The organism is Streptomyces sp. UG1 (assembly GCF_049974585.1).
GTDB lineage: Bacteria > Actinomycetota > Actinomycetes > Streptomycetales > Streptomycetaceae > Streptomyces.
In genome coordinates, this window is sequence record NZ_JBNGGG010000008.1 from 222,334 (window position 1) to 238,824 (window position 16,491).

Below are 16,491 nucleotides of genomic sequence, written 5' to 3' on the forward strand. Positions count from 1 at the left end.
CTGCTGCTGGTCGCACCCGGCCTGCTGCTTCTGCTGCCCCGGGTGGCTCTCAGCCACGGTCTGCAAGGCCGGTTGCTGTGGGGCGGTCTGACTGCCGCACTGCTCGCAGTGCCGCTTCTGACCCGGCTCATGCAGATCAAACTGGACCAAGAGGGCGTTGCCGTGCGCTTCCGCGGACGTACGTCGCGGATCCCCTGGACCGAGCTCGTCTCGGTCTCGGTCATCGCCAACGGGACAGGACGGTCGAGAAATACCAGCCTGCTCGTGCTGGAAGGCAACAAGGGCCAGCGAATGGAGATGCCGCTGCTGCTGGTCCGCCTGTCCGACCGGCAGCGGCTGCTGTCCGCCCTGGAGCAACGGACGGCACCGGGCACACTCCACGGTGACCTGTAGGGGAGCCACGGGAGCACGGGGAGCGGAGGCAGGTCGGTCACCTCCGCTCCCTCGACGGTGCAACGGGCCACCTTCGCCGCGAACGCCCGGAAGCGGATCCACCGAGAGCAGCAGACTTCATCGCCGCTCCTGCCTGGCCTGTCCGAACCCGTGCGGCCGCCCTGACAGCGGCGGCCGCACAGGCCGCACGACGCACCCGTCGTGGCGGCGGCGACAGAGTGTCAGCCTCCCCGTCAGACGCCTCGAGCGAGCCTTGTGAACATGACCTCAGACGTCGTTACCGTCCGCCCCAGCTTCTGGCCCGGGGCGAAGGTCTTCTCCCTCTTCATCTCGTTCCTCGCATTCAAGGCGGCCGTGTCCGGCAACACTGTTGACCGATGGATCCTGGTCGGTGGCACGGCGTTCGTCCTTGCCGCCCTCGTGATCCTTCGCCGACTCTTAGTCGTCACCGTCACCGCCGACACGGTCACCGTGCGACAGCCACTCCGCAACGTCTCGATCAGCACGGACCAACTCCAGTCGGTGTCGGCAAAGGCGCTGAGCAGACGCCCACCCATGTGGGCACTGACGCTGGTCGGCGCCGACGGGACACACATCACGACCAGCATGACGCTCGTGGCCCTGGCCGACCGCAGGCGGCTACTCGCGGCCATCGAACAGCGAACGGCACCGGGCGTGGTGCACCGGGACGACGCCCTGTTGGCCATGATCGCCGAGGAGGACTCTGTGCGTGCCGAGAATCTCGTCCGCGCAGGTCATCCCGCTTGCGGCCGCTGCCAGTTGCCACGGCATGATGACCACTCGTGCTCCTGCGTCTCGCCTATCTGACCGTGTCGAATGCCTTCGCCGCGCTCTGGCTGCTCCCGATGAGCGACCGCGCCAAGGACGCTGAGATCCCTGGCCCTGCGCCACCAGATCACGGTCCTTGAGCGCCAACTCGGTCCGAAAAGGGTGAAGTTTGCCCCCGAGGATCGGGCCTTCCTCGCCGCGCTCCTGGCACCGCTGCCGCGCCAGGTGCTGCGTCGTCTCCGGCTTCTGGTACGTCCGGACACGGTGCTGTGGTGGCACCACAACCTGGTGAAGCAGCGGCACGCCCGCATCTGCCGCCCCGAGCGGCCCGGACGGCCGCGCACCGTCCGCTCGATCCGGGCGCTGGTCCTGCGCCTGGCCCGCGAGAACAGCGGCTGGGGCTACCGCCGTATCCACGGGGAACTGGCCGTGCTCGGCATCACGGTCGCCCCGTCCACCGTCTGGGAGATCCTCAAGGCCGAGGGCGTCGACCCGGCGCCGGAACGGACCGCCACCACCTGGGCCGGCTTCCTGCGCTCCCAGGCCGACGCCCTGCTGGCCATGGACTTCATCGAAACCATCACCCTGACCGGGCAGCGGCAGTACATCCTGGCCGTCATCGAGCACGCAACCCGCCGCATCCGCGTCCTGGGCACCACCGCGCACCCCACCGCGGGCTGGGTGACCCAGGCGGTCAAGAACCTCGTCATGGACCTTGAGGACGTGGGCGCGCACGCCGCCTACCTGATCCGCGACCGCGACGCGAAGTACCCTGCCCTGATCGACGAGATCCTCGCCGACGTCGGCATCCAGAGCGTGTTCACCGGCGTCCGCATGCCAAGGATGAACTCGATTATGGAGAGATGGGTGCTCAGCCTCCGCCGCGAGCTCCTCGACCGCACCCTCATCTGGAACGCTCACCACCTGCGCCATGCCCTGAGCGAGTACGAGCGGTTCTACAACGAGCACCGCACCCACCGCTCCCTGCAGGCAGCCGCGCCGCTGCGCGCACTCCCCGAAACCATCACCGACCCCAGGGAGATCGCTCGCCTCGACATACGTCGACACGACCGCCTCGGCGGAGTGATCCACGAGTACCAGCACGCCGCTTGACCTGCACGGACATGATTCTCGGCACGCACAATCTCGAAGGCATGCTGGGTTGTGAGCAGGACCTCGGTGGCTCGTCCGTCGTCTTCCCTCAAGGTATTGAAGGCTGTGACTGCGCGCCTAAGTGAGCACTCGGCCTTGGCCTTGAGGATCTTCGTTTCAGCTCGCAGCCTCACGACACCACCTCCTCCCGTCGCGCGGAGTGGCGGCGGCCGGAGCCCCTTGCGCCGCCTGTCGGCGGGCAAGAACCTCTGATTCCAGGGTAACCGTTCCCGCAGAGCCCTCTCGCGCCGCGCTCGGACGGGATCCGCGCGTGGCGCGAGAGGGTTGGCTGATCGGATCGTGATGCGCTTGCCGCCGAGGTTGTGGTCCAGCTGTTCGCGGGCGAGGTCGACCATGCGCTCTCGGCGCCGGATGTCGATCGCGTCGACCTCGCGGAGGATCGTCATGACCCGCGCCGCCGAGCTGGGCGGCGCGGGCCATGACGCCGCGGATGTCCTTGGGCAGGCAGCCTCTGCCGTTCGCTAGCCGGTCTGCGCGTATGGCTCTTGATCAGTTCGACGGGGCGGACGACAGTCCGGCGAACGGTGTGCTGACTTTGGCTCGCCTCAGTCGCCCGCGCCGAGCGGGCGGAGATGGAAGGGGAGGAAGGCCAGCCTGACTTCGCGGGAGGGGTCGCCGTCGACGTGGAAGATGAAGTCGTGTCGGGTTCCGAAGTCGTCGGTGGAGCCCCGCCGCTTGAAGTTGGGGTGCGCCTCCAGTCGGTCCAGCGCCTTGGTGACGATGTCCGAGAACGCCTTGTCCCGGACGAACAACAGCACGGCCGCCTTGGTGTCCCGCCAGGTCAGATAGCCGAGCAACTGGTTCAGCGTGTCGGTGATGGTCTTCGGGCCCAGGGGAAAGCCGGCCCTCCCGTGCATCTGCCTCGTGATCATTTTGGTGCGGGTGTTGACGCCTTCGGTGCGGCCGTTGTGGTACGGCAGGGTCAGGCCTGCGTCGACGGCGCCTCGGTCGAGTTCCAGCCCGTTGGCGAAGGAGTGCAGGTGGGGCAGGTCAGTGGCACCGGCCTGGGCGATCCACTTGGTGAGCTTGGCGTCGTTGCCCTGGGCCGGGGAGAGGAGTTGGGCGAACTCTCCCGCGAGGCGGGCGAGTTCGCCCAGCTCGGGGCAGGAGGAGGTGAGTTCCCGCAGGAATGCCGCGTCCTTGTCACGGAGGTTCTCCGGGCGGGACAGGAGGAGGCGGGTAAAGCGCTGCGGGGTGGTGACCGGCCGTTTGCCCTCGATGCAGCCTGCGTGACGTACTTGTAGAGGAGGTTGAGACTGCCGGTGTAGCCCTGCTCCCGGATCTCGCGGAAGAGTTGCTGGACGGGGACGGCGGGGCCTGCGGCGCGGCGGGCGCGGAGGTGGTCGCGGGGTCGACGAGCGTGGGCTTGTGGCGCGGCGCGTTTCCGCGGCGGCGCGTGCGGCTATACGCGGCAGCTGTCGGTGTGGGTGACCTCTCGGAAGTCGGCGATGAGGGGGCTTGCCATCGACTCGCGGTAGACGACAGCGGCGCGACCGTAGGGCCAGGCGATGTCGTCGTGAAAGTCCTGCTGGGCTTCTGCGCAGCTGCCGAACATCAGACCGCGGACGATGTCGGTCCAGGCGGCATCGTCCTGGTAGCTCTGCCCTTCGGGGTAGATGCCAGGGCCAAAGGTGACGAACATCGTCTGTGCCGAGGGATTGAACGTGACGGTCACCTGGTCGCCCATGTACTGCTGCCCTTGAAGGACGGGAGCTGCGCCATCGCGCAGGCGCTGCGCGGCGGCTTTCTCCGCCTGTGTGGCCGGCACTCGGGCGGCGGCCCATTCCTTAACGGTGGGCTGAGTGCTGTCGCTGTGGGTGTAAGCGGGGGAGGGGGCAGTAGAAGAACGAGGGCTCGGCGAGGAGGACGACGGTACGTCGGAGGCGGTCAGCGCGGGGCCGGTTTCAGGGCTGGCGGAGTGCTGCGCTGCAGGCGTGAGGCCGGCGGCCGGGGTTCCCTGACCACCGGGTGCGGAGGCTGGTCTCCGCGCGGCGGTGGATGACTGCGTGGCGACGAGGACGCCGCCGAGGCTCCCCACGAGGGCAGCGGCTGCGACGACCGCCAGGTACAGGCGAGTGCGGCTGGTGCGTTTCGAGGGGGCAGGCCAGATCGGCTCGTCGGACGGCAGATCCCAGTTGAGTCCGACCAGGTCGGCTATCAGCGTCGGCTGAGGCAGACCTGCGGGCCCGGTGACGGCCGTGGTCTGGCTGGCAAGCAACTCACCACACACTTCCGAGAGTTCGGAGGCCGCTGGCCGACCGGAGGGTTCCTTCGACAGGGCCCTCTCCACCAGCTGGCACAGATCATCGCCCATGCCGTCGAGGTCGGGCTCGGCGGACAGGACACGAAAGGCCACGGCGTCGGCAGCACCGCTGCCGAAGGGAAGACGCCCTGTTGCCGCGTAGGCGACCAGGGCACCCCAGGCGAACACATCGCCCTCTGGTCCGACCGTGCCGGTGCGGTAATGCTCAGGGCTGATCCAGCCCGGCGTGCCCGTCATCACGCCAGTGCGGGTGACGGAAGTACCGTCCAAGGCATGTGCAATGCCGAAGTCCAGCACCATCGGGCCGGAAGGGGCCAGGATGACATTCTGGGGCTTCACATCCCGGTGGACGACGCCGGCTTCGTGGACCGCAGAGAGTGCGGCTGCGGTACCGGCGGCCAAGGCGTACAGGCGGGCCCCGGCCAGGGGACCGCTGGCGGCCACGTACTGGTCGAGGGTGGGACCGGGTATGAAAGCGGTGGCAAGCCACGGACTGGGCGCATCGGGGTCGGCATCGAGCACCGGGACCAGGCAGGGTCCCGCTACGCGCTGTGACAGCTGGACCTCCCGCCGGAACCGAGCACGGAACTCGTCGTCTGCGGCCTGCGCCGGATGCACGACCTTGACAGCCATCCGCTCCCCAGCACCACTGAGCGCGGCATACACGGTGCCCATGCCGCCGGACCCGAGCCGCCCCACGACGCGATAGGGGCCGACACGACGCGGATCACCTTGCTGCACCGACTGAACACGGCTGGACACGGATGCTTCCCCCTGGTGATCGACAGCACGCATACGCCAAAAGTGGTGCTCAATCGTATCGACTCACCTGCGCAGCCAGAGGCGATGGCAGGCTCTGCCCGCTGATTCACGATCCAGGAAGCGGACGGCACGGTCGTCGTCGGATCAGCAGATCCAAGTCAGGGCTCCTGGTTCTGCTACTGATAGCTGGTGGTGCCGATAGCGGCATCCGGATCCCCCGCATGAACTCCATCGTGGAGAGATGGGTGCAGACCTGCCGCCGTGAACTGCTGGACCGCCCCCTGATCTGGAACCAGCACCATCTCATCCACACACTGCGGGAGTTCGAGCAGTTCTATAACGAGCACCGGCCGCACCAGGGCATCGCGAACGCCCGCCCGCTGCACCCGCTCCCCGAACCGATCACCGATCCGGACGAAAGCGCCTGCCTCGACATACATCGAGCCGACCGACTCGGCGGCCTCCTTCACGAGTACCATCATGCTGCGTGACCAGGCCGGATGAGGTTTCCGGCAAGGGCACTCCCGGCCGTCAGGCGCGCAGCAGGGTGACGGTGCGCCCGGAGGGCGTGGTCTGCTGCGAGAAGGCGGTGCGCTCGTGGACCGGGGCTGCCTGCGGGCGGGTGTCGAAGACGACGAGGGTGCCTGTGGGCAGCTCCATGCGGTCCAGGTAGTCGTCCAACTGTGCCAGTCCCTCGGCGAGGGGGTCGGTGCGGCCCTGGCGCCACACTTTCAGCTCCAGCGCCTCGCGCTGCACCGTCCGCGAACCGTCGGCAGCGGTGTAGGGCTGACGGATCAGCAGGTCGACCCGGCGGCGGCCGACCCCGTACTCCCGGTCGATGAAGCCCGCCCCGTTCACGATCCGGTGCAGGTAAGCCATCAACACCAGCTGCGCCGCGGCCTCCGGGTAGGTCGAGGCGGTGGCCAGGATCTCGCCGTTCTCCCGCCAGAACTCCGCGAACGAATGCAACAGCTTGTCCATGTCGATCCGGCCGTCCGCCAGCCGGAAGCTGCTCGGGGCGTCGACGACCTGGCTCTCCGTGTTGTTTCCCAGGACGCGGACGATGACTTCCTTGTAGATCGGGTTGGCCACCCGCACCGGCGTGTCCGGGGCGACAAGGCCCAGGTCGCGCACGTAGGCCAGGTCGTCGTCGTAGGTGTCCGTCGGCAGCAGCAGCTCACCGGCGATCAACGGCTGGACGATCCGGCGCACCCGGTCCTCGCCCAGGCGCGCGGCCAGCGAGTCCAGATGCGTCGCCCGGGCCAGGATCAGCCGCTCCTTCGCCTCGTCCACGTGCTCGGGCGTGACCGGCTCCGACAGCGAAACCCGCATCCGACTGGTGATCTCATAAGCCAGCGCGTTGACCAGCCAGGGCTGGCCCTGCGTGCACCAAAAGGCGCGCCGGACCGCGTCCAGGGTGAACTCCTGACCGGTCTCCGTGGTGTGCTGCCCGTACAGCTCGGCGACCTCGGCCTCGGTGAAGTCACCCAACCGCAGCGAAGCGACCTTGATGTTGAACGGACTTGACGTCCCCAGCCTGCCCGCATCCCCGCCCGAGGCCGCCTTGTAGTCACGCACGTCCCGCAGCCCGCACAACGCCACCGCGTGCGGGAACTGATCGCGTACGTCGGTATAGCCGTCCCGCAGCTGACGCAGCACACTGCGCAGGCTCTGCCCCTGCAGCGCGTCGATCTCGTCGAAGACCAGCACCAGCGGAAGCGGACAGCTTCGCGCCCACTCCATCAGTCCCCGCTTGAGCCGGGCCCCGGGCGCGTCATCCGGCCACGGGCTCGGGGGAGCCAGCTCGTCCGGCAGCCCGGCCGCCTCGGCGGACTGCCGGATCGCGCTCAGCACCAGCAGCTCCGCCCGCTCGATGTCCTGATCCGCGGCCTCGGCCATCTCGCAGGAGAAACGCAGCGCCGCGTACCGGCCCGAGGCCGTCAGGTCCCGGGCCATCGCCGCCAGCGCCGTGGTCTTGCCGGTCTGCCGGGGCGCGTGCACCACGAAGTACTGGCCTTGGTCCACGATCTCGCGGGCCTGCGGCAGCCGCTCCTGGGCCGACAGCATGTAGTGGCGCGTGGGGAGGCACGGCCCTGCCGTGTTGAAGTAGCGCATACCTCGCACGCTAGCCGACGGCACCGACAACCTTCAGGCGCCGTGGGACGTCGGGGGTCTGCCACGGCGGAGCCGTCGCGAATCCACGGCTTCCGTGTTCCGGGCTCGTCGACGCGGTCCGAGGCGTGGTGACACCACCCCACGCGTGCGCGGGTGATATCCGCGGTACGGATCAGAGCCGACGCCGGTCCGGCTCCTGCGGACACGTCCACCGACACCGACCGTGCGGAATCAGTGCCTCTTGCGCTTCTTCTTCGACCGTTTCCCGGCCTGCGGCCTGCCTCGCGAGGCTGTCTTAGCGCCCTTCGCCCGGCCGGTGGGCCTGGCGTGCGCCTCGGCCCGGAGGGCACGCAGAGCACGCCGCGCCTCCTCGGCCACTGTCGCGTCGACATGACCGGAAAGCTCCTCGAGGACTGGCGGTGTGGCGTACGGATCGGCGACGGCCAGAGCTGCGACCAGGGCCTGGCCGCCTCCGGGCCACCCGGCCGCAGCCTCGTCGAAAGCGGCGCACAGCGCGGCGTTTCGTTCCGGCGGCTGCGCTCCCTCGCCGTCACCGTCATCCGCCGCGTCGGGACGGACGGCCATGCGATGGGTGAGGGCGGCGGCCAGGCGGATCTCCTCGAACCGGTCGGCCAGGTACGTCGCGCGGGCGGCCTCGGGTACCCGGGTGGAGTCGGCCCGGTGGCCGAGAGTACGCAGGGGCGCTGTCACGTTGTTGAGTGTGTGGGTCTCTGATGGCGTGTCGGGGCATGGTGGGGCCTGTGCTCAGCCCATGGTGGACAGACCGGCGGTGCATGTGACCTGCTGCCAGATGGCGAAGCGGATGCTCATCTCGGCTCGGTAGTCGGGGGCGGCCATCAGGTGGCGGCGGGGCCGGAAGTGCGGTGAGATCCCGCTGAACGCGGACAGGAACCGCTGCGCCCCTCCAGCGGAGCGGAAGCCCTTCATCGCACGTTCACGCTGCCTCGTTGGCTGGTGGCTGTTCTCCGCCCGGTTGTTCAGCCCCTTGTGCGAGCGGTGCTCGACCGAGGGCATGACCTCGCGGTGAGCGGCGCCGTAGGAGCGGAGCTTGTCCGTGACGACCACCCGCGGCACCGTACGGGTCCTCTTCACCAGACGACGGAAGAATCGCCTGGCCGCGGTCTTGTCCCGCCGGTTCTGCACCAGGATGTCCAGCACCATGCCGTCCTGGTCGACAGCCCGCCAGAGGTACTTCCGCTCGCGGTTGATCGTGACGAAGACCTCGTCCAGGTGCCACTTGTCACCAGGCCGGGGCTGGCGGCGGCGCAGCGCATTGGCATACTGCTGCCCGAACTTCACACACCAGCGGCGGATGGTTTCGTAGGAGACGATCACGCCGCGCTCCAGCATCAGCTCCTCAACCTCACGGAAGCTGAGCGGGAACCGGAAGTACAGCCACACGCAGTGGGAGATCACCTCGACCGGGTACCGGTGACCCTTGTACGACGGCGACGCGCTCCCCACAGACGATCCCCCTCCACCATGATCAACGCGAGATCATCCCACCCGCTCAGCCAACGTGACAGCACCTCTCGTTCACCTCGCTGCCGGGGCTGGATCAGATGTTCGATGGAGCCGGACGCAGCGACGCCACCTTCCGCGTGACGAACTGACCCGACAGCGACAGGGATGCCGGCCCTCCCCTTGAGGCGCCGGCATCCCTTTCCTTTGCTCCCGGGCCCTCCGCATGGCCCTTCCCCGTACGCCCGAGTTCGCCGCGGCGACGTTCGCGAACCTCCTCAACGCTCGACACAGCGAACCCGGAAAAAAGTACCGTGCTCCTCCACCATCTCAGGGTGTGGTTGACCGGCGCCGTGGCCCTGCTCACGGCCCTGGCCTTCGCACAGGGGCCCCGCGTCCGCAGTGGACGGCCGCCCGTATACGAACCCGCTCAAGTCGGTGAAGGGCGCCGATCCCTGGTGGAGTACTACGACGGCAACTACTACCTCGTCACGACGACGTCACCGGTGTCCTGGGCATGCGCAAGTCGCCCACCCTCGCCGGCCTCGCCACCGCCCCCAGCGTGCAGATCTGGTCGGACACCACTCCCAGCCGCAACTCCAACATCTGGGCCCCGGAGATCCACTTCTCCGACGGCCACTGGTACCTGTACTACTCCGCCGGGCAGAGAGGCATGCCGTACTGCGGGGCGAACGGCACCCAGCAAGCTGACGTTGAGACCCGTGAGTTCGTACGTCAGTGAATCGCGGCGGTACGAGTGGCGCAGTGCGTCACCGAATTTGCGCCGGGCGTCCCGTTCGAGCGGGGTCCACCATGCTGGCTGGGCCCGTACCAGAGGGACTGGAGTTGGAACCGCTCGGCCTCCACATCGCCGACCATGTGTTCCCGCATCCGGGCCATGAAACCGATTCCTCGCTCCGCGTGCCTCCGACCCAGTCTCGTAGAACCGGTGGTGAACGTCCTTTGCTCGGGGCCTGCTGTTCGGGGGACCGCGGGAAGCCTGCCCCGAGGAACCTGAGGATTCGGTGAGGCGTTCCCACCAGGGCACGGGCGCTGCGTCAGGGCCGCTTCTGGCCCCGGACGGGCACGCTCAGGAGGAACCGGGACCCGCCGCGGGCACTGGGGACGACGGTGAGCGAGCCGCCGTGCGCGTGGGCCACCCAGGCGGCGATGGACAGCCCGAGGCCGCTGGAGCCGGAACCGCTGTGGAAGCGTTCGAACAGGGACTTCGCCTGGCCTGGCGGTATGCCCGGGCCCGCGTCGTCGACCGTGACGGTGCCGTCCACGGTGACGGTGATCTCGACGTCGGCGGGCTCACCCGGGGTGTGGCCGTGGGTGAGCGCGTTGCCCAGCAGGTTGGCGATGGCACGGCGCAGCAGTCCCGCGTCGGCGAGGACGACCACGGCTTCGGCCCGGACGGCCACCCAGTGCCCGTGTGCCGGGGTGTCGGCGACGACGGCATCGACGAGCTGGTCGAGCCGCAGTGGCTCCCGATCCAGCGGGACGGCGCCGGCCATCAGCCGGGCGCGGGTGAGCAGGTCGTCGACCAGCTCGCTCATCCGGGTGGACTGGCGCAGTGTGCGGCGCAGCACTTCGTGGCTGTCCGCCTCCCCGCGCAGGCCGGTCTCGGCGAGCAGCCGCATCGAGGTGACGGGGGTGCGCAGGTCGTGGGCGGCGTCGGCGAAGAAGGCCTCTTGCTGGTCGAGTGCCGTGAGCGCCGGCCGGACGGCGCGTCCGGCGAGCCAGCGGCCGGCCATGGCCGAAACGGCTACCAGGACCGCACAGGCGATGGTGAGGAACAGCGTCAGCCGCCTGTGGCTGTCCAGGTGCCCGGAGGTGTCGACGGCCGCGACCACCACGGCGTCCGTGGTGCCGGCCGGTCCGGTGACGGGCTCGGCGGACAAGCGCAGCCGGCGGCCCTCCGGTGTGGTCGCGGTGCTCATGGCGCCGTGTTCCTCCCGGGCGGCCTCGGCAGCGACCTCCTGCAGGGCCTCGGCGGGGACGGCCAGGCAGGGCCGGCGCGGTGGGACCACGCGGGACAGGTGCCCCCCACCAGCGGTGAACAGGGTCACCGGGGGACAGTCGTACCCACCGTCCTTCGGGGCCGGGTATGCGAGGACACCGTCCTCATCAGGGGTGAGGCCGGCGGCGATGTCGCTGGTCCGCGTCTGCAGGTCGGAGTCGACCTGGTCGCGCCAGGACGCGCCGTCAGCGTGCACCGCGAAGACCGTCATGCCGATCAGGCCGAGCGCGCTTACGAGGGTGAAGAGCAGGGTGATGCGTCGTCGCATCCGGTGGATCCGGCCGGTCGGCGTCGGCGGCGTCCGGCGGCGTGCCCGGCCCGCTGCGACGCGCAGTCTCATGCCGGGGGCTCCAGCCGGTACCCGATCCCGCGCACGGTGTGGATCAGCGGCGGATCGCCCAGCTTGCGACGCAGCTGGGAGACCAGGACCTCGACCACGTTGGAGTTCGGCTCGGTCAGCTCGTCCCAGCAGCGCTCTATGAGCTCGGTGCGCCGTACGGCCTCGCCGGGCCGGGTGGCGAGGATTTCCAGCACGGCGAACTCCTTGACGGTGAGCGTCAGCAGGACGTCGTCGCGGTGGACCGTGCGTCGGGCCGAGTCGACCTGCAGTCCGCCACAGCGGACCACCGACGGCCGGACTACGGTGGTTCGCCGGCACAGGTTCCGCACCCGGGCGACCAGCTCCGGGACGGCGAACGGCTTGACCAGGTAGTCGTCGCCGCCGGTGGCGAAGCCCTCGACGCGGTCGGCGACGGAGTCGCGCGCCGTGAGGAAGAGGACCGGTACGGTGCTGCCGTCCGCCCTCATCCGGTGCACGTACTCCGCGGAGTCGCCGGACGGCAGCATCCGGTCGAAGACGACACAGTCGTAGCCGGTGATGTACAGCGCCTCGTCGGCGGCGGGGAGGTCCCCGGCCTCGTCGACGGCCAGCCCCCCGCCGCGCAGTGCGGCAGCCACGGCGAACCGCAGGTCATCGTCGTCCTCGACCACCAGTACGCGCATGTCGGCCAGGATAGGCGTCGACAGGTGCTGAGGCGTCGGCGAGGACATGAATGCGCTCACAGGCTCCGGTGGCTTCCTGTCGTCACCGCTGAACCCTGTCGTCGCCGCTGAACCTCTCCACCATCGACGGGTCTCCCAGCCCACGTCGAACCCTGGGGCGGGGTGGGCAGTGCCTCTCCGATGACCAGGGGGAACGTCGCATCGGAAGGCACCGCCACTCATCGGCCCACGACCGCCAACGGCTCCGGACCGAAAGTGCCGGCGGCGCGACTCTCCGTCCGTGGGGGACCGGAGGCCGCTGCTACCGACACGCACGATCATCACAGGGGAAACCTGAGCATTCGGTGAGCTCCGCCGCCCTCGCCTGCCGCCGCCCTGACGCCGGACCCACCGGGTTCGTCGCGCGACTCGCGTCATCCGGGCCGGGGAGTGTGGTGAGCTGGTGGTGCCGCACGCCCGAGTCCGCCGCTGCCCGACCGCGGTACCGGCCGCCAGGGTCGCCGCCAGTGCGAGAGCCGGCAATCCGGCCCGACGAGCCTGGGGCCCGACCCGCTGCCGAAGCATGGCTCCGCAGCCCGGCCGGATCAGGTCCCGGTGGACCGCACCGGGTCATCCCTGGCCACCACTACTCGCACGCGGCTGTGCGTCACAACCGGGCCGCGGACGGCGCCCGCGGTCCGCCCTCATCAAATCCTCAGGGTTCCTCAGCAAGTATTCAGGGCCGTCATGGAGTGGAGCCGAGGAGGGGCGCGGATCGTGCAGTCGTTTGTGCACGAGTGGAGCACGCAGGGTGGGGAGCGGGCGTGGTGAAGGCCGGAGGACGGAGGCGACGGGCGGTACATGGCAGTGGGGCCGGTCACCGCACTCGCGGCGACGGGCTCCACTGCATCTCGGGCCTTGGATCTTGCTTCCACGGGCCACTGCTGTGCCTGACGCCAGGTTCGGCCATGCCCACCCGGCCCCGGGGCGTGGCTTAGATCAGTGGTCCAACCTGGGGCTTATTGCTCCCCATTCAGCAGGTACACCCAGAGAGGAATAGTTTGTTGACCGCACGCTCGACCGCGAGTCGATCGCCCATCGCCCGCCTCGGAGTCCTCGCTGTCGGGGCCACTCTCCTGGTTTCCTGCCTCGCAGGCTGCGTGGGCGCAAAGCCAAACTCAGCGGCCAGTGGAAGAAAAACAAACTCGGCGGCTGGCAAGCCACTTCCGACTACCAAACAGCAGGCGGCTGGAATGGTTCCCGGAGCTGCGCTGGTGGAACCGCCCGACCTCAACACCGCAACCCCCGGGGATGTGACGGTTCAGCTGACGGCGGCCCAGAAGGAGGTGATGATCTCGGGCAAGAAGGTGCTCGCGCAGACCTACAACGGAAGCCTCGTCGGGCCGACCCTCCATGCGGTCCCTGGCCAGCGTGTCACTTTGAAACTGAAAAACAAACTTGATACGTCAACTAATTTGCATTACCACGGGATGCACCTGTCCCCGAAGGGAAGCGCGGACAACATCATGCTGTCCGCCAAGCCTGGCCAGACTCTGACCTACCATCTCGACATTCCCGCGAACCAGGCACCCGGGACTTACTGGTACCACGACCATGAAATGTGCACCAGGGACGGCAAGCCGATGCCAGGGATGAAGATGTCCTCCAAGGACGGCGAGTCGATGCCGGGGATGGATATGTCCTCTGCCCCAGCGAAGGCTCGCTGCAATGGAACCGAGAGTCAGATCGGGGCGGGGCTGTCGGGAACAATCATTGTCGGGGACAGTCGCACAACATTGCCGCCGGCCTACCGCGGGATCACCGCTCATACCCTGGCGCTCAAGGACGCCCAGATCAGCGAATCCAGCTCGATCGTCTACCCGGACGGGGTCCTGGAGCCCGCATCGCCGACGGTCCGCCTGGTCAACGGTCAGTACCGGCCCACGCTGAACGTGAAAGCCGGTGAAACCCAGTTGTGGCGAATAGCCAATGAAGGATACGCCATCGTCTACGATCTCCAGCTCGGCGGCGGCACCTTCACCGTCATCAACCAGGACGGGACTCCCTCCGCGGCGCCGACCCGGGTAAAGCACCTTCTGGTTCCGCCCGGCGGACGCTTCGACGTCCTGGTGACCGCCGGAGCCCCCGGATCAACCTGGCTCAGAACCCTCCACCACGAGGCCGGGTCGCCGGACGACGGCGACGTCTACCCCGACACCCCCCTCATGAAGGTCAATGTCCATCAGGGCAGCGGGAACGCGGGGTCGGCTGCCACTGGGGGACCGTCGGGCATGGCCACCTCGCCTCAGATCGCCGGACCGCTTCGCGGATCCGAACCCGATCTGTCCGAAGACCCCATCGCCCAATCCCGAAGCATTGCCCTGAGCGACGACGGCGGCAACAACTTCTGGATCAACGGCAAGCTGTTCGACCACAAGACGCCGACTTTCAAGAAACCGGCCACACTCGGAACAGTCGAAGAATGGACGCTCACCAACACGAGTGGCCACGATCATCCGTTCCATCTCCATGTCGCACCGTTCCAGGTCCTCAGTGTGAACGGCCGCGCCCAGCCTCCCGCCGACTACATGGACACCGTGAGCGTTCCCCACGCGGTCGATGGAAAAGCTGGCAAAGTAGTGATCCGGATCCGCTTTACGGACTTCACCGGGATATGGATGTTTCACTGCCACATCACTGGACACGAGGACAACGGAATGATGGGCTACGTGAACGTCGTTGCCGCCGGCCGCACTGGATGAGCCTGCGCGTTTGATCCAGCCTCGATCCTTCGTGACGGCCCGTCGGTTCTTTCGGCGGGCCGTTTCGGTCGTCCGGGTTGGGGATGGGCACGCTGATGGCCCAGCTGTCGCGTAGTGCGGGCGCCGGATTTCAAGGGCCCCGGCACGGTGGTGCTGCTCGCGGGGACGGGAACGTGCTGGTCGGGGTTCGGGAGGGCTTCGAGCCGTGCCAGGTCGTCTGTGGCACCCAGCTCTACAGCAGCAGCGGCATCAGCGAGGCCATGGGGATGACCGTAATCCTGGTCTTCAGAGTTGAGCGGTGCGGAGGTGTCCGCGGGCCCGGCGTGTGGTGACGCACTGTGCCCGTAGCCGTTGGTCGTCGGCGTTGCGAAAACCGAAGGCGTTGGGAGCGACGAGCTTGATGACGCGGTTGATGCCTTCGCTCTTGGCGTTGCTGTGCCCTGTGTCGATGAACGCCCTTGTTGCTGTTCACGGAGAATCGACCGCTCTCGTCGCCGCAGAACGGGCAAGTTCCCCGGAACTCGCGCCCGGCCTTGCGGAGCGGTACGTATGCAGAGATGACGTCGTTGAGCGGCACCGCCGCCTTCAGGGCTGCAAGGTCTGCGGGTGCCGATAAATCATCTGGCCTGGTCACGCGGCACGTCGGTACTCATGAAGGATTCCGCTGAGTCGGTCTCGTCGGCGGACCTCCAGGTACCTGCTCTGTGCTGGCACGCTGATCGGTTCGGGTAGCGATCGGAGTGGTGCGGCTTGGTTCAGCGCTCGGTGCGGCCGATGGCAGTTGTAGAAGGTCTCGAACTCGCGGAGCACATGAAGGAGGTGGCTCTGGTTCCAGATCAAGGTGCAGTTCAGGAGCTCGCTGCGGCAGGTCTGTATCCAGCGCTCCACGATGGAGTTCATTCGGGGTATTTGTATGCCGGTGGTGACGACTCTCAGTCCGGCGTCGGCCAGCAGGGCGTCGAAAGCCTGCGTGAACTTCGCGTCGCGGTCGCGGATCAGGAATCGGGCCTGGCTGCCCGCGTCCTCCAGGTCCATGAGGAGATTGCGTCCGAGTTGCACGACCCAGTCCGCGGTGGGGTGCGCGGTGGCGCCGAGGATCCGGATGCGCCGGGTGGAGTGCTCGATGACGGCGAAGACGTACAGACGCGCCCCGGTCAGGGTGCGGGTCTCGAAGAAGTCGCAGGCGAGCAGCGCGCCGGCCTGGCTGCGCAGGAAGTGGGCCCAGGTCGTGCTCTGCCGTTCGGGCGCAGGTGGGATGCCGTGCTCGCGGAGAATCTCCCAGACGGTGGAGGCGGCGACCTTGATGCCCAGCACCGCGAGCTCGCCGTGGATCCGGCGATAGCCCCACGAGGAATTCTCGTGAGCCAGGCGCAGGACCAGGGCGCGGATGGATCGGACCGTGGGTGGGCGTCCGCGCCGCTTCGGCACGCAGGTGGCTGCGTGTCGTCGCTTGAGCAGGTTGCGATGCCACCGCATGATTGTGTCCGGGCGTACCAGCAGCAGGAGCTGGCGCAGCTTCTCTCTCGAGAGGTGATGGAGCAGGCCGGCGAGGACAGCGCGGTCGGTGTCTGTGAACGTTGGCTTGCCGACCTGGCGTTGCAGTACGAGCAGTTGGTGCCGCAGGGCAAGGATCTCGATGTCTTTGTCCCGGTCGCTCATTGGCAGCAGGCGCAGGAGTGACAGGGTGTTGGTCGCAGCGAGGTAGGCCAGGCGCAGCAGCACGACAGATCATGATGCCGTCCGAGTCT

General features: G+C 68.2%; 13 protein-coding genes and 4 pseudogenes. 6 read left to right on the forward strand and 11 right to left on the reverse strand.

What is annotated here, in order from left to right:
• Positions 1-108 precede the first annotated feature (108 nt).
• The 3 genes and pseudogenes from ACP4J3_RS11805 (at position 109) to ACP4J3_RS11815 (ending at position 2,295) form a co-directional block, all read left to right on the forward strand.
• Entirely contained in the window at positions 109-393 is a 285-nt protein-coding gene (locus ACP4J3_RS11805) for a hypothetical protein (RefSeq protein WP_426533206.1), read from the forward strand.
• A 261-nt stretch (positions 394-654) separates the two neighbouring features.
• Positions 655-1,221: a hypothetical protein gene (locus ACP4J3_RS11810; protein ID WP_426533208.1), complete on the forward strand. Its 567-nt coding sequence runs from the start codon at positions 655-657 to the stop codon at positions 1,219-1,221.
• Positions 1,197-2,295, forward strand: a pseudogene (locus ACP4J3_RS11815) (integrase core domain-containing protein). The gene ACP4J3_RS11810 and the pseudogene ACP4J3_RS11815 overlap by 25 nt, the downstream one beginning before the upstream one ends.
• 605 nt (positions 2,296-2,900) lie before the next feature.
• On the opposite strand, the gene ACP4J3_RS11820 reads toward ACP4J3_RS11815, so the two are convergent.
• From ACP4J3_RS11820 to ACP4J3_RS11830, 3 genes and pseudogenes are all read right to left on the reverse strand, one after another.
• A complete protein-coding gene (locus ACP4J3_RS11820) occupies positions 2,901-3,212 on the reverse strand; it encodes a hypothetical protein (protein WP_426533256.1) in 312 nt (103 codons plus the stop codon).
• Positions 3,186-3,748 (reverse strand): annotated as a pseudogene (locus tag ACP4J3_RS11825) (transposase); the annotation flags it as partial. The pseudogene ACP4J3_RS11825 and the gene ACP4J3_RS11820, both read right to left, overlap by 27 nt.
• 9 nt (positions 3,749-3,757) lie before the next feature.
• Positions 3,758-5,380 (reverse strand): serine/threonine protein kinase, encoded by a 1,623-nt coding sequence (locus ACP4J3_RS11830; protein WP_426533210.1) that lies wholly within the window; start codon positions 5,378-5,380, stop codon positions 3,758-3,760.
• A 221-nt stretch (positions 5,381-5,601) separates the two neighbouring features.
• On the opposite strand from ACP4J3_RS11830, the gene ACP4J3_RS11835 reads away from it, so the two are divergent.
• Positions 5,602-5,871: an integrase core domain-containing protein gene (locus ACP4J3_RS11835; RefSeq protein ID WP_426533212.1), complete on the forward strand. Its 270-nt coding sequence runs from the start codon at positions 5,602-5,604 to the stop codon at positions 5,869-5,871.
• Between the two features lie 40 nt (positions 5,872-5,911).
• Here ACP4J3_RS11835 and ACP4J3_RS11840 read toward each other — a convergent pair whose 3' ends face one another.
• From ACP4J3_RS11840 to ACP4J3_RS11850, 3 genes are all read right to left on the reverse strand, one after another.
• The gene (locus tag ACP4J3_RS11840) at positions 5,912-7,495 is read right to left on the reverse strand and encodes an ATP-binding protein (protein WP_426533214.1); all 1,584 of its coding nucleotides are present in this window, start codon (positions 7,493-7,495) and stop codon (positions 5,912-5,914) included.
• Positions 7,496-7,726: 231 nt separating this feature from the next.
• The gene (locus ACP4J3_RS11845; protein ID WP_426533216.1) at positions 7,727-8,206 is read right to left on the reverse strand and encodes a hypothetical protein; all 480 of its coding nucleotides are present in this window, start codon (positions 8,204-8,206) and stop codon (positions 7,727-7,729) included.
• Between the two features lie 54 nt (positions 8,207-8,260).
• Positions 8,261-8,980 (reverse strand): IS6 family transposase, encoded by a 720-nt coding sequence (locus tag ACP4J3_RS11850; protein WP_426533218.1) that lies wholly within the window; start codon positions 8,978-8,980, stop codon positions 8,261-8,263.
• A gap of 338 nt (positions 8,981-9,318) precedes the next feature.
• On the opposite strand from ACP4J3_RS11850, the pseudogene ACP4J3_RS11855 reads away from it, so the two are divergent.
• Positions 9,319-9,677 (forward strand): annotated as a pseudogene (locus ACP4J3_RS11855) (family 43 glycosylhydrolase); the annotation flags it as partial.
• Positions 9,678-10,035: 358 nt separating this feature from the next.
• Here ACP4J3_RS11855 and ACP4J3_RS11860 read toward each other — a convergent pair.
• A complete protein-coding gene (locus ACP4J3_RS11860) occupies positions 10,036-11,340 on the reverse strand; it encodes a sensor histidine kinase (protein WP_426533220.1) in 1,305 nt (434 codons plus the stop codon).
• Positions 11,337-12,002, reverse strand: a complete 666-nt coding sequence (locus ACP4J3_RS11865; RefSeq protein WP_426533222.1) for a response regulator transcription factor — start codon at positions 12,000-12,002, stop codon at positions 11,337-11,339. Before ACP4J3_RS11865 ends, ACP4J3_RS11860 begins: the two co-directional genes overlap by 4 nt.
• A 1,253-nt stretch (positions 12,003-13,255) precedes the next feature.
• On the opposite strand from ACP4J3_RS11865, the gene ACP4J3_RS11870 reads away from it, so the two are divergent.
• Positions 13,256-14,743 (forward strand): multicopper oxidase family protein, encoded by a 1,488-nt coding sequence (locus tag ACP4J3_RS11870; protein WP_426533224.1) that lies wholly within the window; start codon positions 13,256-13,258, stop codon positions 14,741-14,743.
• Positions 14,744-15,028: 285 nt separating this feature from the next.
• Here the strand turns inward: ACP4J3_RS11870 and ACP4J3_RS11875 are convergent, their stop codons facing one another.
• From ACP4J3_RS11875 to ACP4J3_RS11885, 3 genes and pseudogenes are all read right to left on the reverse strand, one after another.
• Positions 15,029-15,193, reverse strand: a complete 165-nt coding sequence (locus ACP4J3_RS11875; RefSeq protein ID WP_426533248.1) for a transposase — start codon at positions 15,191-15,193, stop codon at positions 15,029-15,031.
• Positions 15,194-15,203: 10 nt separating this feature from the next.
• Positions 15,204-15,377: pseudogene (locus ACP4J3_RS11880) on the reverse strand (CHC2 zinc finger domain-containing protein); the annotation flags it as partial.
• A complete protein-coding gene (locus tag ACP4J3_RS11885) occupies positions 15,374-16,465 on the reverse strand; it encodes an integrase core domain-containing protein (RefSeq protein WP_426533226.1) in 1,092 nt (363 codons plus the stop codon). The pseudogene ACP4J3_RS11880 and the gene ACP4J3_RS11885, both read right to left, overlap by 4 nt.
• Positions 16,466-16,491: the final 26 nt, after the last annotated feature.